This window comes from Streptomyces sp. NPDC043878 (genome assembly GCF_056435735.1).
Map to the genome: position 1 here is coordinate 1 of NZ_JBWKDW010000006.1, position 21,686 is coordinate 21,686.

22 protein-coding genes are annotated in these 21,686 nt (G+C 74.1%); 18 read left to right on the forward strand and 4 right to left on the reverse strand.

All coding sequences use genetic code 11. From position 1 onward, the window contains the following. The first annotated feature begins 209 nt into the window (after positions 1-209). A complete protein-coding gene (locus AC07AZ_RS10330; RefSeq protein ID WP_478845864.1) occupies positions 210-740 on the forward strand; it encodes a YbjN domain-containing protein in 531 nt (176 codons plus the stop codon). A 26-nt stretch (positions 741-766) separates the two neighbouring features. Here the strand turns inward: AC07AZ_RS10330 and AC07AZ_RS10335 are convergent, their stop codons facing one another. After that, entirely contained in the window at positions 767-1,957 is a 1,191-nt protein-coding gene (locus AC07AZ_RS10335) for a hypothetical protein (RefSeq protein WP_478845866.1), read from the reverse strand. 124 nt (positions 1,958-2,081) lie between these two features. Further along, positions 2,082-2,222, reverse strand: a complete 141-nt coding sequence (locus AC07AZ_RS10340) for a hypothetical protein (protein WP_478845868.1) — start codon at positions 2,220-2,222, stop codon at positions 2,082-2,084. 158 nt (positions 2,223-2,380) lie between these two features. On the opposite strand from AC07AZ_RS10340, the gene AC07AZ_RS10345 reads away from it, so the two are divergent. Next, complete coding sequence (locus AC07AZ_RS10345; protein WP_478845870.1) at positions 2,381-2,935, forward strand: Uma2 family endonuclease; 555 nt, start codon at positions 2,381-2,383, stop codon at positions 2,933-2,935. Positions 2,936-3,105: 170 nt separating this feature from the next. Here the strand turns inward: AC07AZ_RS10345 and AC07AZ_RS10350 are convergent, their stop codons facing one another. Next, the gene (locus tag AC07AZ_RS10350; RefSeq protein ID WP_478845872.1) at positions 3,106-3,243 is read right to left on the reverse strand and encodes a type II toxin-antitoxin system YoeB family toxin; all 138 of its coding nucleotides are present in this window, start codon (positions 3,241-3,243) and stop codon (positions 3,106-3,108) included. Positions 3,244-3,335: 92 nt separating this feature from the next. Further along, entirely contained in the window at positions 3,336-4,529 is a 1,194-nt protein-coding gene (locus AC07AZ_RS10355) for a pyridoxal phosphate-dependent aminotransferase (protein ID WP_478845874.1), read from the reverse strand. A 129-nt stretch (positions 4,530-4,658) separates the two neighbouring features. On the opposite strand from AC07AZ_RS10355, the gene AC07AZ_RS10360 reads away from it, so the two are divergent. The 16 genes from AC07AZ_RS10360 to AC07AZ_RS10435 all read left to right on the forward strand — a co-directional run bounded on the left by AC07AZ_RS10360 (position 4,659) and on the right by AC07AZ_RS10435 (position 21,597). Next, positions 4,659-4,940: a hypothetical protein gene (locus AC07AZ_RS10360; protein ID WP_478845876.1), complete on the forward strand. Its 282-nt coding sequence runs from the start codon at positions 4,659-4,661 to the stop codon at positions 4,938-4,940. A 402-nt stretch (positions 4,941-5,342) separates the two neighbouring features. After that, positions 5,343-5,900, forward strand: coding sequence for a DUF2617 family protein (locus AC07AZ_RS10365; RefSeq protein ID WP_478845878.1), 558 nt, complete (start codon positions 5,343-5,345; stop codon positions 5,898-5,900). Between the two features lie 100 nt (positions 5,901-6,000). Then, positions 6,001-7,638 carry a polyamine aminopropyltransferase gene (locus AC07AZ_RS10370; protein ID WP_478845880.1) on the forward strand — a complete coding sequence of 546 codons (1,638 nt, stop codon included), beginning with the start codon at positions 6,001-6,003 and terminating at the stop codon, positions 7,636-7,638. Positions 7,639-7,751: 113 nt separating this feature from the next. Beyond that, positions 7,752-8,597, forward strand: coding sequence for an SRPBCC domain-containing protein (locus tag AC07AZ_RS10375; protein ID WP_478845882.1), 846 nt, complete (start codon positions 7,752-7,754; stop codon positions 8,595-8,597). A gap of 152 nt (positions 8,598-8,749) precedes the next feature. Next, on the forward strand, positions 8,750-9,547 hold the full coding sequence (locus tag AC07AZ_RS10380; RefSeq protein ID WP_478845884.1) for an aldose epimerase family protein: 798 nt from the start codon (positions 8,750-8,752) through the stop codon (positions 9,545-9,547). 10 nt (positions 9,548-9,557) lie between these two features. Further along, positions 9,558-10,106 carry an orotate phosphoribosyltransferase gene (gene pyrE, locus AC07AZ_RS10385; RefSeq protein ID WP_478845886.1) on the forward strand — a complete coding sequence of 183 codons (549 nt, stop codon included), beginning with the start codon at positions 9,558-9,560 and terminating at the stop codon, positions 10,104-10,106. A gap of 146 nt (positions 10,107-10,252) precedes the next feature. Next, entirely contained in the window at positions 10,253-11,284 is a 1,032-nt protein-coding gene (gene fbaA, locus AC07AZ_RS10390) for a class II fructose-bisphosphate aldolase (RefSeq protein WP_478845888.1), read from the forward strand. A 69-nt stretch (positions 11,285-11,353) separates the two neighbouring features. Further along, positions 11,354-12,820, forward strand: coding sequence for an MFS transporter (locus AC07AZ_RS10395; protein ID WP_478845890.1), 1,467 nt, complete (start codon positions 11,354-11,356; stop codon positions 12,818-12,820). A gap of 167 nt (positions 12,821-12,987) precedes the next feature. Continuing rightward, positions 12,988-13,401: a DUF3151 domain-containing protein gene (locus AC07AZ_RS10400; RefSeq protein ID WP_478845892.1), complete on the forward strand. Its 414-nt coding sequence runs from the start codon at positions 12,988-12,990 to the stop codon at positions 13,399-13,401. Positions 13,402-13,646: 245 nt separating this feature from the next. Continuing rightward, the gene (locus tag AC07AZ_RS10405) at positions 13,647-14,492 is read left to right on the forward strand and encodes a tryptophan 2,3-dioxygenase family protein (RefSeq protein ID WP_478845894.1); all 846 of its coding nucleotides are present in this window, start codon (positions 13,647-13,649) and stop codon (positions 14,490-14,492) included. Further along, positions 14,485-15,687 (forward strand): kynureninase, encoded by a 1,203-nt coding sequence (gene kynU, locus AC07AZ_RS10410; protein ID WP_478845896.1) that lies wholly within the window; start codon positions 14,485-14,487, stop codon positions 15,685-15,687. Before AC07AZ_RS10405 ends, kynU begins: the two co-directional genes overlap by 8 nt. Positions 15,688-16,002: 315 nt before the next feature. Continuing rightward, positions 16,003-16,887 carry an alpha/beta hydrolase gene (locus tag AC07AZ_RS10415; RefSeq protein ID WP_478845898.1) on the forward strand — a complete coding sequence of 295 codons (885 nt, stop codon included), beginning with the start codon at positions 16,003-16,005 and terminating at the stop codon, positions 16,885-16,887. A 425-nt stretch (positions 16,888-17,312) separates the two neighbouring features. Next, positions 17,313-18,215 (forward strand): alpha/beta hydrolase, encoded by a 903-nt coding sequence (locus AC07AZ_RS10420; RefSeq protein WP_478845900.1) that lies wholly within the window; start codon positions 17,313-17,315, stop codon positions 18,213-18,215. A gap of 88 nt (positions 18,216-18,303) precedes the next feature. Further along, positions 18,304-19,506, forward strand: coding sequence for an acyltransferase family protein (locus AC07AZ_RS10425; RefSeq protein ID WP_478846368.1), 1,203 nt, complete (start codon positions 18,304-18,306; stop codon positions 19,504-19,506). A 10-nt stretch (positions 19,507-19,516) separates the two neighbouring features. Next, a complete protein-coding gene (locus AC07AZ_RS10430) occupies positions 19,517-20,926 on the forward strand; it encodes a sensor histidine kinase (protein ID WP_478845902.1) in 1,410 nt (469 codons plus the stop codon). Continuing rightward, a complete protein-coding gene (locus tag AC07AZ_RS10435) occupies positions 20,923-21,597 on the forward strand; it encodes a response regulator (RefSeq protein WP_478845904.1) in 675 nt (224 codons plus the stop codon). Before AC07AZ_RS10430 ends, AC07AZ_RS10435 begins: the two co-directional genes overlap by 4 nt. The last annotated feature ends 89 nt before the right edge of the window (positions 21,598-21,686 follow it).

Sequence of the window (21,686 nt, forward strand, 5' to 3'; positions counted from 1 at the left end):
CCCCCCCCCCCCCCCCCCCCCCCCCCCCCCCCCCCCCCCCCCCCCCCCCCCCCCCCCCCCCCCCCCCCCCCCCCCCCCCCCCCCCCCCCCCGCGCCCGGTCCGTCGGCGGATGAGGTTGCCGGTCGTGGGTGAAGAGAGAGAGGGTGGAGACGTACGTCTGGTCTCAGTGACGGCCGGACGAGCCAGACGACCGCAGGAGTTTCCAGGTATGTCCATTGACCCGTCCTCGATTCCCAACTTCGGGGGCCAGCCCGAGCCCGAGCCCCAAGGGCCGGCGGGCCCCGTCGTGCCGGATCAGGACCTTGTGAAGCAACTCCTCGACCAGATGGAGCTGAAGTACGTCGTCGACGACGAGGGTGACCTCGCGGCGCCGTGGGAGGAGTTCCGTACGTACTTCATGTTCCGCGGCGAGGGCGACCAGCAGGTCTTCTCGGTGCGGACCTTCTACGACCGGCCGCACCAGATCGACGCCAAGCACGAACTGCTGGAGTCCATCGACGACTGGAACCGGCGGACGCTGTGGCCGAAGGTCTACAGCCACACCCACGACGACGGCACCGTCCGCCTGATCGGCGAGGCGCAGATGCTGATCGGCACCGGCGTCAGCCTGGAGCACTTCGTCTCCTCGACGGTCAGCTGGGTGCGCGCCGCCATCGAGTTCGACAAGTGGCTGGTGGAGCAGCTCGGCCTCGAGCAGGAGGTCAACGACGCGGACAAGCCCGAGGGCGACGAGGAGTAGGTCCGCCTCCGCCCGCTTCCGGGCCGCTACAGGGGCGTGTGGGCGATGACCACCAGATACGCCCCGTAGGCGAACGAGAGCCCGGCCAGGGCACCGACCACCACGGTCGCGTGCCAGGGCCGGGCTCTCGCCGTCCGCACCAGCGCCCGCGCGGGCGGCAGCAGCAGCGGGAAGGCGGGGAGCAGGAAGCGGGGCTTGGACTCGAAGAAGCCGGAACCGCCGAGGGTGACCAGCAGCAGCACCCCGCTGTACACCAGCAGCGGCAGCGGGGCACGGTCGGCGAGCAGCAGGGCGTACAGCACGACGGACACCGCGACGATCACCATCGTCATCGGGAAGACGAAGCGGTCCCCGTGCAGGAGCAGGTGGCGCACGAACCCCAGCGAGCCCCGCCCGAAGTCGAAGCGCGAGCCCCACCGCCGCTGCACGGCGAAGTAGCCGCCGAGCGGGTCGCCCACGCGGTGGCCGACCCACAGGACGTACGCTCCCCAGCCGACGGGCGCGAGCGCGGCGCCCGTCCACAGGCTGTGGGTAACTTTCCCGGCCCGCCCGCGGCCCCGCCACAGCTCGCAGGCCGCCACCGCGAGCACGGCGGCCGCGACCGCGAACCCGTTGGGCCGGGCGAGCCCCGCCAGCGCGGCCAGCGCGCCCGCCCGCAGCCAGCGCCCGGCCAGCACCGCGTACAGCGACCAGACGGCGAAGGCGGTCAGCACCGGCTCCGTGTACGCCATGGACAGCACCACCGAGTGCGGCAGCAGGCCCCACAGCAGCACCAGCGCGGTGGCCACCGCCCGCCCGTGCAGCCGCGCCCCGAGGGCGTACATCCCGCAGGCCGCCACCGCCGCCGCGAACCAGGACACCACCAGGCCGGCCGCGCCCCCGCCCAGCGGGCTCACCGTGGTCAGCGCCCGGACCAGCCCCGGGTACAGCGGGAAGAACGCCAGGTCGCTGTGGACGACACCCGGCTGGAAGTGCAGGACGCGGCCGTACCCGTGGGCGGCGATCCCCAGGTACCACAGGGAGTCCCAGGACCGCCCGAGCAGGGCGAGCGGCTGCCTGCCGGTGGCCCAGGCGGTCGCGGCGAGCACGACCGCACCGGAGAGCCGGGCGGCCGCGAACAGCCCCAGAGCGGCCGCCAGGGGCCGCCAGGGATGGACACGGCTGCGGGCGTGTGGCTCGGTGACGGCGGCGGGGGCGAGGGTGCTGGCATGGGTCACACCCGCACATTGCAGGGGAAAAGGTACGTTCGCGAACACGGTGCGCCCGACCGGGTGCGGATCCCCGGGGCCCGGCGTGGCGACGTGACACCCGGGGCGGACCCGGAGGCGCGGCGGCCGGCGGTCAGCCCGCGAGGGCCTTGAGCCTCGACACGGCGTCCTCCAGCACGGACGTCCGCTCGCCCGAGGCGACGTGCGTGAGGAACTGCTTCGCCGAGTGCACCGCCGGCGCCGCCGTCACCCAGCCGACACCTCGTTGGCCCACCCATTCGTTGGTCGTGCGAAAGGCCCCGCTGGGGATCTCCGGCACCGCCGGCGAGTCGGCCGCGGCGAGCTGTCCCGGCCGGGCTTCCGGCCGACCGCCAGGCCCGGTGACGCGACACTGTCCGTCGTATCCTGACCACACACGGTAAGGAGCCGTCCATGAGCGCCGACGCGATCGTGCACACCGAGTTCCCCAAGGGATACACAGTCCTGTTCGGGGCCGACGGAAAGGTGATCATGACCCCGCGGAGTGAAGAGCACTCCAGCACCATCAGGTCGATGCAGATCGACTCCGCTCTTGCCCTCGGCCGTCACGCGAAGGTCACCTCCGACGTCTGCATCGACTTCCCCGCCGACGAGAACTCCGCCCCCGACCTCGCGATCCTGCGCGAGGACGCACGCAAGGAAGGCAAGCGCCACAGCTTCGAGGACGTCCTGCTGATCTCCGAGGCCGTCTCGACCTCCTCGGCACGCAAGGACTACGACGACTGCACCGCGAAGTACGGCCGCTACGGCATCCCCGTCTACCTGGTCGTGGACCCCTACGCCCAGGAAGTAGTCCTCCACACCCAGCCGACCGCCACCGGTTACGTCGCCGCGCACACCCACAAGTACGGCACGGGCAAGCTCCCCATCCCCCTGGCCGACGGCCGCACCTTCACCCTCGACCTCGACGAACTCCCGCGCCCGGATCCGGAGGCGGACGCTCGCTGACGGCCTCGGCCACGGCGTATGGGAAGGGCCCGGAGGCGACATACGTCAGCAACCGCTTGGCCGAGCGGACGGCGGTCACGAGCTCCTGGCTACTGGTCACCCAGCCGACGCCTCGTTCACACACTCGTGCGCAGTGATCACTGCGTGATGCCGGGGCCGGCAGGGTTCTGTCAGCTCTCGTAGTGGTAGCGGCACTGGGCGATCAGGACGCCGTCCTCGGTGGCCTTGTGGATCAGCCGGTGCTCGTCGTTGATCCGGCGTGACCAGTAGCCCTGGAAGCCGTGCGTCCGCCCCTGTCGGCGCGGCAAGCGCCGAAATGACGGCCCGCGGCGCGAAAGCGCCGGGCGGGCGAGGCGCGGCAGGCGACGGGGACGCGTCGACCAGTCCTGCAAGGCGGCGGTCAGCCCGCGAATGCCTTGCGGAGTCGTTCCGCCGCGTCCGCCAGTACCTCGGTGCGCTTGCAGAACGCGAACCGCACGAACGGCGCGCCCGCCTCGCGGTGGTCGTAGAAGACGGCGTTGGGGATGGCGACGACTCCGGCGCGCTCCGGCAGGGCGCGGCAGAACGCGAAGCCGTCGCTCTCGCCCAGGGGCCGGATGTCGGTGGTGACGAAGTACGTGCCGGCGGGCCGGAACACCCCGAAGCCCGCCTCCGCCAGGCCCGCCGCCAGCAGGTCCCGTCTGGCGAGCATGTCCGCGCGGAAGGCGTCGAAGTAGGCGTCCGGCAGCGACAATGCCTCGGCGACGGCGTACTGGAAGGGCCCCGAGGCGACGTACGTGAGGAACTGCTTCGCCGAGCGCACCGCCGTGACCAGCGCCGGCGCCGCCGTCACCCAGCCGACCTTCCAGCCGGTGAAGGAGAACGTCTTGCCGGCCGAGCCGATCGAGACCGTGCGCTCGCGCATCCCCGGGAACGTGGCCAGCGGCACGTGCTCGGCCTCGTCGAACACCAGGTGCTCGTACACCTCGTCCGTGATCACCAGCAGGTCGCGTTCGACGGCCAGCTCCGCGATCGCCCCGAGCTCCGCGCGGGTCAGGACCGTGCCCGTCGGGTTGTGCGGGGTGTTGACGAGCAGCAGCCGGGTGCGGTCGGTGACCGCGGCGCGCAGCTCGTCGAGGTCGAGGCGGAAGCTCCCCTCGTGCGGGCGCAGGGTGACGGGCACCCGCGTGCCGCCCGCCATCGCGATGCAGGCCGCGTACGAGTCGTAGTACGGCTCCAGTGCCACCACCTCGTCGCCGGGCTCCACCAGGGCCAGCAGGGCGGCGGCGATGGCCTCCGTGGCGCCCGCGGTGACCAGCACCTCGCCGTCCGGGTCGTACGACAGCCCGTAGCGCCGCTCCTGGTGCGCGGCGATCGCCGTGCGCAGCTCCGGGACGCCCGGCCCCGGCGGGTACTGGTTGCCGCGTCCCTCGCGCAGCGCCCGCACCGCCGCCTCACGGATCTCCTCGGGACCGTCCGTGTCCGGGAAACCCTGCCCGAGGTTGATCGCCCCGGTCCGCAGGGCGAGCGCGGACATCTCCGCGAAGATCGTGGTCCCGAACGCGGCGAGCCGGCGGTTGAGGAGGGGGCGTGCGCTGGAGGTCATGCCCGTCATCCTGCGCCCAAGCTCTGGAGTTCCTCAACTCTGCTTTGGCCCGCGAGACGAAAGGGCATCTCCCCGGCACGCACCAAGCGGGGCGCCCACGGGGGGTCGTCCCGGGGACATCGGAAGGAGGGTGACGCCATGGTCTTCGGCATCATCCTGGCGGTGATCGCGGTTCTGTTCGTCGGGGCGCTCGTGACCGCGGCACGCACCGGCCGGCGCCGGCGCGCCGGGTCGTACGGGGCGGCCGGCGGCGGCAGCTGGTGGGCGGGCGGGGGAGACAGCGGGTCCTCCGGCCATTCCGGAGGGCACTCGGGGGGCCACTCCGGGCACTCCTGCGGCGGCGGGCACTCCTGCGGCGGCGGGTCGTCGTGCGGGGGCGGCTCGTCCTGCGGCGGCGGCGGATGCGGTGGAGGCAGCTGACACGGGGCAGCCGAGCTCCACGGTGTGCGACGCGGCCGTGCGGCGGGGGCCTTCGGGGGTGGTCCCCGCCGCGTCGTGCCGGGCGTCCGCCGGGGTTCACCCCCCAGCGGGCGCCCAGTGTTGTGACGTAGGAGCGGCCGCGTCGGCGCGCGCTGTGGTTGAACAGTTGAGCTGGGCAGCCCTCTGAGGGATGGAAACCGCACGAACTTGGGTAAAAACGCTGTGGTGGCACCACAGTTCATGATTCCCTCTAAACCACCGACGCAGCCCCTCGGACCTCCAGCGGACACCTTTCTGACTTCCTGACGTCCCGACCGGGCTGACCGGGCCGATACCGCGATGTCGCCCGGGGTGCGCCGGACCCACATCTCCCCGTTCTTTGCGTGCTTGCGGAGCCGACCCATGCTCACGACCCTCACCACCTCCTACACCGACACGCGCGCGGCCGACCTCGCCTGGGCCCTGGGGCGCGAGCCGCTGCCCGCCCTCGCCTCCCTGGACCTCGAACTGGGCGGTGCGAAAATCCAGTTGAGACTTCTCGGCGCGTCCCACCAGGTACTTCTCGAGGAGGCGCGCGGCAGCTGTTCGGAGACGGTGGCGTGCATCGCCGGCAGCAGCACCCCGCTCCCGCTGGGCGTCGCCAAACGCGTCGGCGACGACTGGGAGTACGAGTTCGCGGCCCGGGTGGAGTTGCTGTCCCCGGGCTCGTTCGCGGGCCGCGCCCAGGAGTTGCTCGCCCTGGTCTCCGACCACCCCAACGGACTCGCCGGTGTCTTCCCGGGCAGTCCGCACGCCTTCACCGCGCTGCTCGCCCAGCGCCACGAGGGGCAGGTGCACTGGCGGACCTGGCACGCCTACCCGCAGGACGGGCAGTTGGTGGCGACCCGCACCCGGGTGGGCGTGCCGACGGTCCGGCCCGGCGGCCCACGGCGGCCACGCCTCAGCGCGTCCGGGGTCTGAGGGCACCACTCGAAGGGCTCAAACCCCGAGGCTCCGGCGACCGCCATGTCCACACGTGTGGGTGACGAACCGTACCGAGGGCGTGACGTAACGTCGCAGCGTGATCGAACCGCACGCCCCCGCCCCGCCCGGCACCCCGCCGTCCTGGGCGGGACCCGCGCGGCTGCCCGTCCGACCGGGCACGGGCCGGTTCCTCGTCCTCCTCTGTGTCTTCGTCTGTGCGGCCTGCGGACTCGTGTACGAACTCGAACTCGTCGCCCTGGCCTCCTACCTGATCGGGGACTCGGTCACCCAGACCTCCGTCGTCCTGTCCGTGATGGTCTTCGCGATGGGGATCGGCTCGCTTCTCGCCAAGCGGCTGCGCTGGCGGGCCGCGGCCGCCTTCGGCGCGATCGAGGCGGCCCTCGCGCTGGTCGGCGGATGCAGCGCGATGGCGCTGTACGCCGTCTTCGCCTGGACCGGCGGCTGGGGCGGCCTGTGGACGAGCGGCCCCCGCTGCCTCCTGGTCGCCTTCTCCCTCGCCATCGGCCTGCTCATCGGCGCCGAGGTCCCGCTGCTGATGGAACTCATCCAGCGCATCCGGCGCCAGGACGCGGGCGGCGCGGTGGCCGACCTGTTCGCGGCGGACTACGTCGGCGCCCTCGTCGGCGGCCTCGCCTTCCCCTTCCTGCTGCTGCCCCGGCTCGGCCAGCTGACCGGCACGCTGCTCACCGGCGCGGTCAACGTCGCCGCCGGCGGCGCCCTCGTCCTCGGCCTGTTCCGCCGCGACCTGAGCCACCGAGCCCGCTGGACGCTGCTGGCCGTCAACGTCACCGTGCTCGCCCTGCTGGCCACGGCCGCCGTCCTCGTCGACGACTTCGAACGGGCCGCGCGCCAGGCGGTCTACGGCCGTGACGTGCGGGTCGCCGTGCAGAGCGACGTCCAGGAGATCGTCCTCACCGGCGGCACGCACGGCCGGCCCCTCGGTCTCTTCCTCGACGGCCGGCTCCGGGTCAGCGGCCGCGACGAACAGCGCTACCACGAGGCACTGGTCGAGCCCGCCATGAACGGCCCCCACGCGCGCGTGCTCGTCCTCGGCGGCGGCGACGGCCTGGCCGCGCGCGAGGTGCTGCGCCATCCCGGCGTACGGCGGGTCGACGTCGTCGAACTCGACGCGACCGTCGTCCGGCTGGCCCGCCGGGACCCCGCGCTGTCCGCCCTCAACGGCCATGTCTACGGCGACCCGCGCGTGCACGTCTTCACGGCGGACGCCTTCGGCTGGCTGCGCGGAGCGCCGGCGGCCGGCTACGACGTGGTGATCGCGGACCTGCCCGATCCGGGCATCACGGCGAGCACCAAGCTGTACTCCCAGGAGTTCTACGGCCTGACGCGGCGGACGCTCGCCGCCGGCGGCCGGCTCGTGGTGCACGCGGGACCCGCCTCCTCCCGCGCCCGCGCCTTCTGGACGGTGGACGCGACGATCCGGGCGGCCGGCCTGCGCACGGCGCCCTACTGCGTGGGCGGCCGCGACCCCGGCTTCGCCGACGGACCCGACCGCTCGGCGGGCGCGGGCCGTGCCCCGCACGACTGGGGGTTCGTCCTCGCCGCCCGCCGCACCCGGCCACCGCTGCGCCTCGCCCCTCACGGCCCCCACCCGGCGACCCTGACCCAGCCGTCCCTGACCGCGGCGGCCCGCACGGCGACGCACCGGAGCATCACGGGTCTGCCGCCCTCGACGCTGGTCCATCCGCGCTTCTGACGGGACGGGAGGGCGCCGGACGCGCGGGGGCGGCCGGGTGTCTCCGGTCCGCGCGTGGGCTATTTCGGTCAACGCGGGTGCGGTACGGCGCCCACTGGGTAGGCTCGGCCGACATGGAGCATGAGGTGTTCGTTCCGGTTGTGGCCGAGCGGCTCAGGGAGGCGCTGGCCGATCCCGCGCGGGTCGCCCGGGCGGTCCCCGGCCTCCAGCAGGACGCCGGCGCCGAGCCCGTCAGCGGCCGGCTGAAGGTGCGGGTCGGCAGCCACTCCATCACCTACCGCGGTGCCGCGCGCGTCTCCGGCCGGGACGACGGCTCGTACGCCGTCGAGGGCGACGCCACCGAGACGCGCGGCAGCGGCTCGGTCAAACTCACCCTGACGCTCCGCCTGCGGGACGCGGACGGTGGCTCGATCCTCGCCTTCGAGGCGGCCGCCGCCGCGGACGGGCGCGTCGCGGACCTGCCGTCCGACGCGGTCGGCTCGGCCGTCGTCCGGCTGCTGAACCGTTTCGCGGAGAACCTGGGTGCCGCGCCGGCGGAGGAACGGCGGCCGGAGCAGCCGGAACCCCCGCCGGCCGAGCCGGTCGAAGCCGACCGGGAGCCTGAGTCCCGACGGGAACCGGAAGCGGAAACGGAAGCGGACGACGACCAGGCTCCGGAACCGGAGTCGCGGCCTGCGGCACGGCCGCTCGACGCGCATGTCTCCGAGGACGCCGGACCGGGGCCGGGCGACGGCTTCGAGGAGCCGGTCGCGGCCGCCGAGGCGGCCCACGCGCGGCGCACGATGATCGGGCGCAGCGCGGAGGAGGTCGACCACGCCCCGCCGCGCGGCCGCTACGCCCCGGTGCCCACCCCGCAGACGATCACCCCCGCCTCCGCCCTGCGCTGGGCGGCACCCGCCGCGGCGGTGGTCCTCGCGTCGGCGATCGTTGCGGGACGGGTGCTGCGCAGACGCCACTGACGCCGGCCGGCCGCTCCGGTGCGGTTCACGCCCGCAGGGTCGCCCCGTGCGACACGCGCCCGGCCCGCCCTGCGCGCCGCCCCGCCCATTGCTCCCGGGTCCCCGGCCCCGCCCCGGCCCCGCCCCCTTGATCGGCCCAGTAGGGTCGTCCCGTGAGTAACGAAGACATCACGCTGACCGCGGGTGACGCGGAGGTGACCGTGCAGCCGGGCAACGGCGGGCGGATCGGGGGGCTCCGCGTCGGCGGCGTCGAACTCCTGCGGCAGGGCGAGCGGTTCGGCTGCTTCCCGATGGTCCCCTGGTGCGGCCGGACCCGCGACGGACGGTTCCTGGACGGCGGGACCTCGCGTCAACTGCCGCTCAACTCCCCGCCGCACGCCATCCACGGCACCGCGCGCGACGGCGCCTGGCGCACCGCCCGCGTCTCGGCCGACGAGGCGGTCATCACGTACGACCTCGTCGACCCCTGGCCCCACCCGGGGCGCGTCACGCAGGTCGTCACGCTCACCGCGGACACCCTGACGCTCGGCATGGCCGTCGAGACGTACGGGACCTCCTTCCCGGCGCAGATCGGCTGGCACCCCTGGTTCAACCGCACCCTCGGCGACGGCCACGGTGAGGGCGCCCGGCTCGACTTCACGCCCGCCTGGCAGGAGGAGCGCGGCGACGACCACCTCCCCACCGGCAGGCGCGTCGAGCCGAGGCCCGGCCCCTGGGACGACTGCTTCGGCATGCCCGACGGCGTCGACGTGACCGTCACCTGGCCGGGGCGGCTGGAACTGAGGGTGGCCAGCCGCGAGCAGTGGGTCGTGGTGTACGACGAGCAGGAGGCCGCCGTGTGCGTGGAGCCGCAGACCGGCCCGCCCAACGGCCTGAACACCCTCCCGCGCCTGGTCACCGCGATCGATCCGCTGGAAGCCACCACCACGTGGAGCTGGCGCCGCCTCTAAGCTGACGGGCATGACTGACGCGCGTGGAAAGCTGCTGGAGCAGATCAAGGACAAGGCCGTGGTGCACGGCAGGGTGACCCTGTCTTCGGGTCTGGAGGCGGACTACTACGTCGACCTGCGCCGCGTCACGCTCGACGGCGAGGCCGCGCCGCTGGTCGGCCAGGTGCTCCTGGACCTGACCGCGGACCTGGACTTCGACGCCGTCGGCGGGCTGACCATGGGGGCCGACCCCGTGGCCGCCGCCCTGCTGCACGCGGCCGCCGCGCGGGGGCGCCGGCTGGACGCCTTCGTCGTCCGCAAGGCCGCCAAGGCGCACGGACTGCAGCGGCGGGTCGAGGGCCCGGACATCAGCGGCCGCCGGGTCCTGGTCGTCGAGGACACCTCGACCACCGGCGGGTCCCCGCTGACCGCGGTGGAGGCCGTGCGCGAGGCCGGCGCCGAGGTCGTGGCGGTGGCGACCATCGTCGACCGGGCGACCGGTGCCGCCGAGAAGATCCAGGAGGGCGCCGGGGTCCCGTACCTCTTCGCGTACTCCAAGGACGAGCTGGGCCTCGACTAGCCGCCGGGTTATCCACAGGGTGGACACCAGGACGGGACCATCCGGCCAGGTCTGGAAGGATGGTGCCGACGACGACGTCACCCCCGAGGTCTAGGTCAGGGCCGTAGGACACAGAACGCCAACCCGCACATCCAAGGAGCGGACAGATGCCCATCGCAACCCCCGAGGTCTACAACGAGATGCTCGACCGGGCGAAGGCAGGCAGGTTCGCCTACCCGGCCATCAACGTGACCTCGACCCAGACCCTGCACGCTGCGCTGCGCGGCTTCGCGGAGGCGGAGAGCGACGGCATCGTCCAGATCTCCACGGGTGGTGCCGAGTTCCTGGGCGGCCAGTACAGCAAGGACATGGTCACCGGCGCCGTGGCGCTGGCCGAGTTCGCGCACATCGTCGCCCAGAAGTACCCGGTGACGGTCGCCCTGCACACCGACCACTGCCCGAAGGACAAGCTCGACGGGTACGTGCGTCCGCTGCTCGCGGTCTCCGAGGAGCGCGTCAAGGCCGGCGGCAACCCGCTGTTCCAGTCCCACATGTGGGACGGCTCGGCCGAGACCCTCGCCGACAACCTCGCCGTCGCGCAGGAACTGCTGGAGCGTGCCCGCGCCGCCAGGATCATCCTGGAGGTCGAGATCACCCCGACCGGCGGCGAGGAGGACGGCGTCACCCACGAGATCAACGACTCGCTGTACACGACCGTCGACGACGCCGTGCGCACGGTCGAGGCGCTCGGCCTCGGTGAGAAGGGCCGCTACCTGCTGGCCGCGTCCTTCGGCAACGTGCACGGCGTGTACAAGCCGGGCAACGTCGTGCTGCGCCCCGACCTCCTCAAGGAGCTCAACGAGGGCGTGGCCGCCAAGTACGGCAAGCCGGCCGGCTCCCAGCCGTTCGACTTCGTCTTCCACGGCGGCTCCGGCTCCTCCGCGGAGGAGATCGCGACCGCCCTGGAGAACGGCGTGGTCAAGATGAACATCGACACGGACACGCAGTACGCCTTCACGCGTCCCGTCGCCGACCACGTCTTCCGCAACTACGACGGCGTTCTGAAGGTCGACGGCGAGGTCGGCTCGAAGAAGACCTACGACCCGCGGACCTGGGGCAAGCTGGCCGAGGCGGGCATGGCCGCGCGGGTCGTCGAGGCCACGCAGCACCTGCGCTCCGCCGGCACGAAGATCAAGTAGTCGGCCGCGCGGCAGGCGGCTTCCCACGAGCCCGGTGCCACGGCACCGGGCTCGTTGTATACCTGGGGCATGCCCGACGTCCGGCTGTCCTCCCCGCAGGGCAAGTGGATCCTGCTGACCACCGTCCTCGGCTCCAGCATGGCCACGCTGGACTCGACCGTGGTCAACGTCGCCCTGCCCCGCATCGGCCGTGACCTCGACGCGGACCTGGCCGCCCTGCAGTGGACGGTCACCGCGTACATGCTCACGCTGGCCGGGCTGATCCTGCTCGGCGGCGCCCTCGGCGACCGCTACGGCCGCCGCAAGGTCTTCGTGATCGGCGTCGTCTGGTTCGCCGCCGCCTCCCTCCTGTGCGGACTCGCCCCGAGCGTCGGCGTCCTGATCGCCGCCCGTGCCCTCCAGGGCGTCGGTGGCGCGCTGCTCACCCCGGGCTCGCTCGCCCTCATCCAGGCGTCCTTCCACCCCGACGACCGCAGCCGGGCCGTCGGCACGTGGTCCGGGTTCGGCGGGATCGGCGCGGCGGTCGGCCCGTTCCTCGGCGGCTGGCTGGTGGACGGCCCCGGCTGGCGCTGGGTGTTCCTGCTCAACGTCCCGCTGGCCCTGGCCTGCGCCCCCATCGCCGTTCGGCACGTGCCCGAGTCCGGGGACGGCCGCAGCCACGGACGCTTCGATGTGCTCGGCGCGGTCCTCGGCGCGCTGGCGCTCGCCCTGGTGACGTACGCGCTGATCGAGGCCCGCGGCGGTTCGCTCGCCGTGGTGCTCGCCGCGGTGGCGGGGGTGGCCGCGGGCGTCGCCTTCGTCGCCGTCGAGAAGCGCAGCGCCGACCCGATGCTGCCGCTGGACGTCTTCGCCTCGCGCCAGTTCACGGCCGTCAACCTGGTGACGCTGTGCGTGTACGCGGCCTTCGGCGGCTTCTTCTTCCTCACCGCCCTCCAGCTCCAGGTCGTGGCCGGCTACTCGGCGCTCCAGGCCGGTACGGCCCTGCTGCCGACCACCGCGATGATGCTGCTGTTCTCCGCCCGCTCGGGTCAGCTCGCCCAGCGGATCGGCCCGCGCGTCCCGCTCACCGTCGGCCCGCTGCTGTGCGCCAGCGCCATGCTGCTGATGCTGCGGGTGGGGCCGGACGCCTCCTACCTCACCGACGTCCTGCCGGCCCTGCTGGTGATGGGGGCCGGCCTGGTCGCCCTGGTGGCGCCGCTGACCGCCACCGTGCTCGCCTCCGTGGACACCGCCCGGGCCGGTCTGGCCAGCGGCATCAACAACGCGGCGGCCCGTGCGGCCGGCCTGGTCGCGGTGGCCGCGCTGCCGCTGGTCGCCGGGATGGGGGAGGACGCCTACCGGTCGGCGACCGCCTTCGACGCCGCGTTCGGCCGGGCGATGCTGGTGTGCGCGGGGGTGCTGGTGGTGGGGTCGGTGCTCGCCTTCGCGACCGTCCGCCGGCCGCCCCCGGACTGCCGGCTGCCGGAATGCCGCACCCACGGCTGGGTCACCGCACCGCCCCTGGAGGGAGCGCGGGCCCGCGGACGGATCGGTTGACCCACCGGTCGGCCGCCGCCCGGTGTGCCGGGCCGCGCGGCCCGGCACACCGCGCGACGTGCCCCTCCGGCCCCGTGGCCGGCCTTCGCGCCCGGCCGACGTTCCCCTCCGGCCCCGTGGCCGGCCTTCGCGCCCGGCTCCCCGGTCCGATGGAGGAGACTTGCACCATGTCCATTCACGAAAACCTTCTCGGGGGGCCGCCCCCGACCCAGCTCCCCGACGACCCGGAGCCGCGTGAGCTGCTCGCGGCCGGTACCCCGCCCGCCGAGGTCGCCGCCAAGTACCCGACCTCCTCGCTGGCCTGGGCCCGGCTGGCCGACGACGCGTTCGAGCGTTCCAGCGTGGTCGAGTCGTACGCCTATGCCCGTACGGGCTACCACCGCGGCCTGGACGCCCTGCGCCGCAGCGGCTGGAAGGGCCACGGCCCGGTGCCCTGGGAGCACGAGCCGAACCGCGGCTTCCTGCGCGCCCTGCACGCCCTGGCCCGCGCCGCGCAGTCCATCGGCGAGCAGGAGGAGTACGAGCGCTGCGCGCAGTTCCTGAAGGACTCCTCGCCGACGGCGGCGCAGACGCTGGGTTAAGGCCTCTCGTCCGGATCAGGCCGGGCTCGCGGGCCCCTGACGCAGCCTGATCCAGTCGGATCCAGCCTGATCCGGACGAAGGACCCTGGTCCCTGTTCGAGAAGACCCGCCCGGTGCGAGTGTGACCGGGCGGGCCTTGCGTTTCCGGGGGACGATTGCGCAGGATGCCCGTGGGGACCGGGGCCCCCGTGTCGGTAACGGCAGGGGCGGACCGCTACCCGGAGTACAGGTACAGGGAGACAGCGATGTCCCAGCAGGCTCAGCCCCCCGAGGCTTCGGAGCCCGAGACCCCGCATCTCGACTTCGCCGGCACGACGCCGTACGAGGACTACGTCAAGGCGGACGTGCTCACCCACCTCCAGCACACCCTCTCCGACGATCCCGGAGAGATGGTCTTCCTGGTCACGACCCAGGTCATGGAGCTGTGGTTCACCGTGATCGTCCACGAGTGGGAGACCGCGGCGCAGGCGTTGCGGGAGGACAGGGTGCCGGTCGCGATCGACGCGCTGAAGCGGTCCGTACGGGAGCTGGAGGCGCTGACCGCCTCCTGGAAGCCGCTCGGACAGCTCACGCCGGCCCAGTTCAACTCCTACCGGTCCGCGCTCGGCGAGGGTTCCGGCTTCCAGTCGGCGATGTACCGCCGGATGGAGTTCCTGCTCGGCGACAAGTCCGCGTCCATGCTGGTCCCGCACCGCGGCGCGCCCCGCGTGCACGCCGAGCTGGAGAAGGCGCTGCACGAGCCGAGCCTCTACGACGAGGTGCTGGCGCTGCTCGCCCGGCGCGGCCACGCCGTCCCGCAGGAGGTCCTCTCGCGTGACGTCGCAGGGCGCTACGACCCCTCGGACGAGGTCGAGGCGGTCTGGACGGCCGTGTACTCGGGTGACGAGGGCGACGAGATCGCCCGGCTCGGCGAGGCGCTGACCGACGTGGCCGAGCTGGTGTGGCGCTGGCGCAACGACCACCTGGTCGCCACCCGCCGCGCGATGGGCGCGAAGGCCGGCACGGGCGGCTCGGCCGGCGTGGCCTGGCTGGAGAAGCGCGCGCGGAAGAACGTCTTCCCGGAGCTGTGGACGGCGAGGTCCCATGTCTGAGACGACCGACCTCGCCGGCAGTGCGGAGAAGCTGGACGCGGGGGACGAACTGGCCGCCCTGCGCGCCCGGTTCGTCCTCGACGACACCGTCTACCTGGACGGCAACTCGCTGGGCGCGCTGCCCGCCTCCGTCCCCGGGCACCTGGACGACGTGGTGCGCCGGCAGTGGGGTTCGCTCCGCATCCGGTCCTGGGACGAGAGCGGCTGGTGGACGGCGCCCGAGCGGATCGGCGACCGGATCGCCCCGCTGGTCGGCGCGGCGCCCGGGCAGATCGTCGTGGGCGACTCGACAAGCGTCAACCTCTTCAAGGCACTGGTCGGGGCCGTCCGGCTCGCGCGGCTCACGGACGCCGCCCGGGACGAGATCGTGGTCGACGCCACGACGTTCCCCACGGACGGCTACATGGCCGAGTCGGCGGCGCGGATGACCGGCTGCACCCTGCGTCCGGTGACGCCGGCGCAGGTGCCGGGCGCGCTGGGCGAGCGGACCGCCGCGGTCCTGCTGAACCACGTCGACTACCGCTCGGGCCGGCTCCACGACCTGCCCTCGCTGACCGCCGCCGTGCACGCGGTGGGCGCCGTCGCCGTCTGGGACCTGTGCCACAGCGCGGGCGCCCTGCCGGTGGGACTCGACGCACACGGGGTCGACCTGGCCGTCGGCTGCACCTACAAGTACCTGAACGGCGGCCCGGGTTCACCCGCGTACCTGTACGTCCGACAGGAACTGCAGGATCGTTTCGACTCGCCGCTGCCCGGCTGGAACTCCCACGCCGAGCCGTTCGGCATGCGGCCCGACTACGAACCGGCGGCGGGCGCGGTGCGCGGCCGGGTGGGCACTCCGGACATCCTGTCCATGCTCGCCCTGGAGGCCGCCCTCGACGTGTGGGACGGCGTCACGATCGAGGCCGTACGCGCCAAGTCGCTGGCCCTGACGGACTTCTTCCTCGAATGTGTCGGGCGGTACGTCCCCGAGGGGCGGGTGGAGTCCCTGACACCGCCGGCCCACGAGGAGCGCGGCAGCCAGGTCGCGCTTCGGTGCGCGGACGCGGGCGACGTCATGCGGAGGCTCGTCGAACACGGCGTGGTCGGCGACCACCGCCGCCCCGACGTCCTGCGGTTCGGCTTCACACCGCTGTACGTCGGGTTCCGCGACGTGGAGCGGGCGGCCCGGGTGCTCGGCGGGGTGCTGGCCTGAGGGCGGTCCCGCAAGTCCTGGTGGATCAGCGCGCGGCGTCGGATGCGGTGCGTCGCAAGGCGGAGGGTCGTCCTCGTACCGGGCGTGTTCGGGCGATCCGACAACGCGGCGAGGTGCCGTGGCTGTCGTCGTGCGCCCGCCGGGAATCGCGGGACAGCCCTTGGGGCCTGCCGTGGGCGGGGCCGGTCACCGCTCGGTCCTCACCGAGCGTGACATCCGCGTGTCGGCGCACGTCACCGGGCTGATACCGTCCCCGCCAACGGCCGAATTCCCTCCTGGTCCGCCAATTCCGTTTCGCCCCTGAGAGGTTGGAGCATGTCGGACGACGACGCCCGTGCCGCCGCGGCAGCCGCAGAGGAGGAGTCGGCCTTCTCGCATCCCGCCGTCGAGCCCGACGTCACCGCCGCGTACGGCGACCACCCTGACCAGGTGATCGACTTCTACGCCCCGCGCGGCACGGCGGCACCGGGCGCCCTCGCCACGCCGGTGGTGGTCCTGCTGCACGGTGGTGCCTGGCGCGCCCCCTACGACCGCCGGCACATCACGCCCCTCGCGGGCTTCCTGGCCCGCCGGGGCTTCGCCGTCGCCAACGTGGAGTACCGGCGCGGCGGCGACGGCCCGGCGCGGGACGCCCCGGTCGCGGGCCGCTGGCCGGACACCTTCGACGACGTGGCCGCCGCGCTGGACGCGCTGCCCGCGCTGGTACGGGAGCACCTCCCGCGGGCCGACCCGCGCCGCATGGTGGTCACCGGCCACTCGGCGGGCGGTCACCTGGCCCTGTGGGTGGCGGCCCGGCATCTGCTCCCGCCGGACGCCCCCTGGCGCACCGACCGCCCGGCCCCGCTGCGCGGAGTGGTCGCCCTCGCCCCGATCGCCGACTTCGAGGTCGCCCGCAAACTGGACGTCTGCGGCGGCGCGGCCCTGCAACTCCTCGGGGGCCAGGACGAGTTCGCCGTACGGCGGCCGTACGCCGACCCCTCGCTGCTGCTCCCCACGGGCATCGCGACCACGCTCGTCCAGGGCCGTGCGGACGGGGTCGTCCCGGAGGCGGTCGCCGAGGCGTACGCGGACGCGGCGGCGAAGGCCGGCGAGGTGGTCGGCCTGACCCTGCTGGAGGACGTCGGCCACTTCCCCCTGATCGACCCGGCCGCGGACGCCTGCGCGGTGGTGGCGGAGGAGATCGCCCAACTGGCGTGGTGAGCCACCCCTTTGGGCTGTCCCATCGGGCCGCCCCTTCGAGCTGCCTCGCCGCCTCTGTCATACCCGTAGTACCTGAGAGCTACCGCGCAGGTGAGCTCCCTGGCGGGACGCGGGTGACGGCCTCCGATCCGTAACTTCCCCACCGTGGAAGCCCGATGACCGGGCGGACGGGGAGGAGGACGACCATGGGGTTCGCTGCGGGGGAGACGGCGGAGGGGGCCGGGAGAGCGGGCCGGGGTGCGGGGCGCGAGCCGGCGGGGAGCACGGTCACGGGGACGCCTGAGGGCCGTAGGCCGGTCGCCGCGGGTACGAGCGCGGGGGACGCCTGTCCGGGGGCGGCGCGGCGGCCGGGGGAACGGTCGGGTCGGCGTCGCGCGGGCCGACGGCGCCGGGCGCTCCTCGCCGCTCTCGTCACCGGCGCCGTCGTGGCCCCGCTGTCCGCCGCCGCCCGGCCGGAGATCCCCGCGCCCGCTCCCGCGGTCCTCGCGCCGCTCACGGCGGCCACACTGGACGCGGCCTACGCCGCCAACCGGGCCGACGCCGCTTCGGCGTCCCGGATGGCCGCCGCGCACGGCGACACCGCCCGCGCCGCGGTCGAGCGCTCCATGGCCGGCCCGGCACGCCGTCTCCTCGCCTTCGACGGGCGCGGCCCCGGCCGGGCGACCGAGGTCTTCGGCGACCTCGCCCGCGCCGACCGCGTCGCCGTCCTGGTCCCGGGCTCCGACACGAGCCTCGACACCTACGGCCGCTTCCGCGCCGGAGCCGTCGCCCTGCGACGGCAGCTCGCCGGCCGGGCCCCCGCCGGCACCCGCACCGCTGTCGTGGCCTGGCTCGGCTACCGGACGCCCGGCACGATCAGCGCGACGGTCCTCACGACGGGCCGCGCGGAGCAAGCTGCCCCGCACCTACGTTCCCTCGTCCGCGCGTTGGTAGCCATCACCGGCCGGGGGGCCCATGTCGCGCTGCTGTGCCACTCGTACGGCTCGGTCGTCTGCGGCCGCGCCGCCCCGGGCCTGGCCGTCGACGACATCGCCCTCATCGGCAGCCCGGGCACCGGCGTCGACTCCGCCGCGGCCCTGCACACGACCGCCCGGATCTGGGCGGCCCGCGCCGCCGACGACTGGGTGTCCGGCGTGCCGCACGTCAGGACCGGCCTCTTCGGCACCACCGTCGGCTTCGGCCGGGACCCGGTGTCACCGGCGTTCGGCGCCCGCGTCTTCGCGGCCGGCGACGGCGGCCACAGCGACTACTTCGCCCCCGGCTCGGCCGCACTGGCCAACCTGACCCGGATCGTCCTCGGCGAGACCCCGGAGGCGGACCGTGCGTGAGACGGACCGGCACACCGCGCGAGCAGCGGCCCCGCTCACCACCCCGCAGGGCACCCGGCACGGCACAGTGCGGGCCCTGCGCCGTGCCGTGCGGCAGGGAGCCGGCCGGATCGACGCGGCCACCCCCGGGGAGCGGGACCGGGCCGTCGACGCCCTCCGCGCGTTCGCGATCCTCGGCGTGGTCATCGGGCACTGGCTGGTGACCGCGCTGGTCGCGGACGGCGGGACGCTGCGCACGGCGAGCCCCCTGCAGCACATGCCCTGGCTGGCGCCCATCTCCTGGGTCTTCCAGCCGCTCGCCGTGTTCTTCCTGGTCGGCGGCCATGTGGCGACCCGCGGCCTTGCCTCGGCGCGCAGCCGCGGCACGGGCTACCGGCACTGGCTCGCGGCCCGGCTGGCCCGGCTGTTCAGGCCGGTGGCGGCGGTCCTGACGCTGTGGACGGTGACCGCGGTGGCCCTGCTGCTCGCGGGCGCGGAGTTCGGGACGGTCCGCGCGCTGGTGAAGCTCGCCCTGTCCCCCCTGTGGTTCCTCGTCGTCTTCGCCGCGCTGACGGCCGCCACTCCGCTGCTGTCCCGGCTCAACCCGCTGTGGCCGCTGGCCGTCGTCCTCCATGTGGACCTTCTGCGTTTCGGCCTCGGCGGCCCGTCCTGGCTCGGCTGGGTCAACGTGGCGGCGGGCTGGGCGGTGCCCTACACCCTCGGCGCGGCCTGGACCCGCGGTGACCTGGACGGCCGCCGCGCGGCCTGGACCCTGCTGGCCGGCGGGGCGGCGGCGACCGCGGCACTGGTCGCCCTGGCCGGCTATCCGGCGTCCATGGTCGGCGTCCCGGGCGCCGCGGTCTCCAACCTCGACCCGCCGACACTGGCCGCCGTCACCTTCGGTCTGGCCCAGTGCGGCCTGGCCCTGCTGCTGCGTGACCGGCTGCGTCACGCGCTGCGCCGGCCGTCGGCCTGGGCGGCGGTGGCGCTGGTCAACCTCTCCGCGATGACGCTGTTCCTGTGGCACCAGACGGCCCTGATGGCGACCACGGCCACGGGTCTCCCAGCCGGTCATCTCCCGGGCCTGCACACCCGCCCCGACGACCTCGGCTGGGTCGCCGCCCGGTTGGCCTGGCTCCCGGTCTTCACCCTGGCCCTCGCGGTGTGCTGGGCGGCCTTCCGCCACCACGAGCAGGGCGGGCGCCGGCACTCCGCCCGCTCGAACCCCCCTGCGGTACAGGGCCGTTCGCGGGTGGTCCGGGTACGGCGTGCTCCCGGTCCGGCGAGGTCGCGGGGGGCGCGTCGTGTCTAGGGTGGACCGCGTGACGCAACCGGGGGGCCGACGCGTGAGCGGCGTGGCGCGCCGGCTGTCGGTGCTGCGCGAGGACCTCTGTACGGTCCGGGTGGATCCGCTGCCGGCGTCTTTGTGGCTGCGCTGGCTGCCGCACGGGCTGCTGTGCCTGACCGCGTTCGGCGTCGCGCTCGGCGGCGCGGCGGAGCTGGACGACGGCGGAGCGCTGGGCTTCCGGGCGGCGTTGCTGATCGCCGGCGCCCAGGCCGGCTCCGTGGTGCTCGCCCTGTGGCGGCCGATCCCGGCCTGGTGGCTGTCGACGACGGCCGCGGTGGTGGGCGCCCTGGCGGTGCACGGCCGGCTGGGCGCCGTGCGGGGGGAGGCGTTCACCTGGCCGTGGACCGTGTCAGGCGTCGTCGCGCACCTGCTCGTGCTGCTGCTGGTCGCCCTGCGGGTGCCCACCCGTGTCGCCGTCGAGGTGCTGGCCGTGACCGCGCTGGTCACCTACCTCCTCGAAGGCGTGTGGGGCGCGGGGCACTACCAGCCCACCGGGATGGTCGCGGTCTGCCTGTCGGCGGTGGTCGTGGTGCTCGGAACGGCCCTGCACGGCCGCCGCGAGGCGCGTACGCGGCTGGTCGAACAGGAGACGATCACGGCGGAGGAGCGGGCCCGGCGCACCCTGCTGGAGGAGCGCAGCAGGATCGCGCGCGAACTGCACGACGTGGTCGCGCACCACATGTCGGTCATCTCCATCCAGGCCCAGGTCGCCGTCCACCTCGCCGGGAACCCCTCCGAGGAGCTGAGGGAGAACCTCGCCGGCATCCGGCAGAACGCCGTCGAGGCGCTCGCGGAGCTGCGCCGCGTCCTCGGGGTGCTGCGCTCCGAGAACCCCGACGACCCGTACGGGCTCGGCGGACCCGGCAGTGGATCGGCCCCGGACGCCCCGCAGCCCACCCTCGACCGTCTCGACGCGCTGATCGAGAACACCCGTGCCGCCGGACTGACGGTCACCGCGGGCGTCGAGGGGGACGCGCCGCCGTACCCGCCGGGCGTCGAGCTGTCCGCGTACCGGATCATCCAGGAGGCCCTGAGCAACGCGCTGCGGCACGCGCCGGGTTCCAGCGTGCGCGTCGACATCCACCACTTCCCGCGCGGGCTGTACCTCGACGTCGTCAACTCCCGCCCGCGGCACCCCGTCCCGCCCTCGCCCGGCGCCGGGCACGGCCTGCTCGGCATGCGGGAGCGGGCGGCGATGCTCGGCGGTCACGTCACCGCGGACAGGACCCCGCACGGAGGATTCGCGATCTCGGCGTACCTGCCCCGGGACGGCGACGGCGACGCCGCCCCCGGCATCCCGGCCCGTCCCCGCACCCCGCGCACATCCGCCGCCCCCGTCGATCCCGACGCCTCCGCCGGACCCCTGACAGGAGAGACCCCATGACGAGCGGCACCATCCGCGTACTCATCGCCGACGACCAGCAGATGGTCCGGCAGGGCTTCAGCGTGCTGCTCAACACCAAACCGGACATCGAGGTGATCGGTCAGGCGGTCGACGGGATGGACGCCGTCGTCCAGGTCGCCGAACTCACCCCGGACGTCGTCCTCATGGACATCCGCATGCCCGAGCTCGGCGGCATCGAGGCCACTCGCCGCATCACCGGCGAGCGGCCCGGCATCAAGGTGCTGGTGCTCACCACCTTCGACCTCGACGAGTACGTGTACGAGGCGCTGCGCGCCGGTGCGTCCGGGTTCCTGCTGAAGGACGCCTCCGCGGACCAACTGGCCGATGCGGTACGGGTGGTGGCGGCCGGCGACGCCCTGCTCGCGCCGGGCATCACCCGCCGTCTGATCGCCGAGTTCTCCCGGCTGGACGGCAGACCACGCTCCCCGCTCAGGGAACGCGCGGGTGATCTGACCGAGCGCGAGACGGAGGTCCTCACCCTGATCGCGCAGGGCCTGTCGAACGCGGAGATCGCCGGGCGCCTCGTCGTGGCCGAGCAGACCGTGAAGACCCATGTGGGCCGCATCCTGGTGAAGCTGGGCCTGCGCGACCGTACGCAGGCAGCGGTGTTCGCCTACGAGTCGGGGCTGGTGCGGCCCGCCGGGTACTGAGCCCGCCTCGCGGCCGGACCCCGTAGTACCTGAGGCGGACCCCGAAGGACCCTTCTCACTGGTGACGACCGCGCGCCCGGCCGCGCCTA

Coding starts and splice junctions, on each gene's coding strand:
- AC07AZ_RS10330 (WP_478845864.1), top strand. CDS start 210: ATGTCCATTGACCCGTCCTCGATTCCCAACTTCGGGGGCCAGCCCGAG.
- AC07AZ_RS10345 (WP_478845870.1), top strand. CDS start 2,381: ATGAGCGCCGACGCGATCGTGCACACCGAGTTCCCCAAGGGATACACA.
- AC07AZ_RS10355 (WP_478845874.1), bottom strand. CDS start 4,529: ATGACGGGCATGACCTCCAGCGCACGCCCCCTCCTCAACCGCCGGCTC.
- AC07AZ_RS10360 (WP_478845876.1), top strand. CDS start 4,659: ATGGTCTTCGGCATCATCCTGGCGGTGATCGCGGTTCTGTTCGTCGGG.
- AC07AZ_RS10365 (WP_478845878.1), top strand. CDS start 5,343: ATGCTCACGACCCTCACCACCTCCTACACCGACACGCGCGCGGCCGAC.
- AC07AZ_RS10375 (WP_478845882.1), top strand. CDS start 7,752: ATGGAGCATGAGGTGTTCGTTCCGGTTGTGGCCGAGCGGCTCAGGGAG.
- pyrE (WP_478845886.1), top strand. CDS start 9,558: ATGACTGACGCGCGTGGAAAGCTGCTGGAGCAGATCAAGGACAAGGCC.
- fbaA (WP_478845888.1), top strand. CDS start 10,253: ATGCCCATCGCAACCCCCGAGGTCTACAACGAGATGCTCGACCGGGCG.
- AC07AZ_RS10395 (WP_478845890.1), top strand. CDS start 11,354: ATGCCCGACGTCCGGCTGTCCTCCCCGCAGGGCAAGTGGATCCTGCTG.
- AC07AZ_RS10400 (WP_478845892.1), top strand. CDS start 12,988: ATGTCCATTCACGAAAACCTTCTCGGGGGGCCGCCCCCGACCCAGCTC.
- AC07AZ_RS10405 (WP_478845894.1), top strand. CDS start 13,647: ATGTCCCAGCAGGCTCAGCCCCCCGAGGCTTCGGAGCCCGAGACCCCG.
- kynU (WP_478845896.1), top strand. CDS start 14,485: ATGTCTGAGACGACCGACCTCGCCGGCAGTGCGGAGAAGCTGGACGCG.
- AC07AZ_RS10415 (WP_478845898.1), top strand. CDS start 16,003: ATGTCGGACGACGACGCCCGTGCCGCCGCGGCAGCCGCAGAGGAGGAG.
- AC07AZ_RS10435 (WP_478845904.1), top strand. CDS start 20,923: ATGACGAGCGGCACCATCCGCGTACTCATCGCCGACGACCAGCAGATG.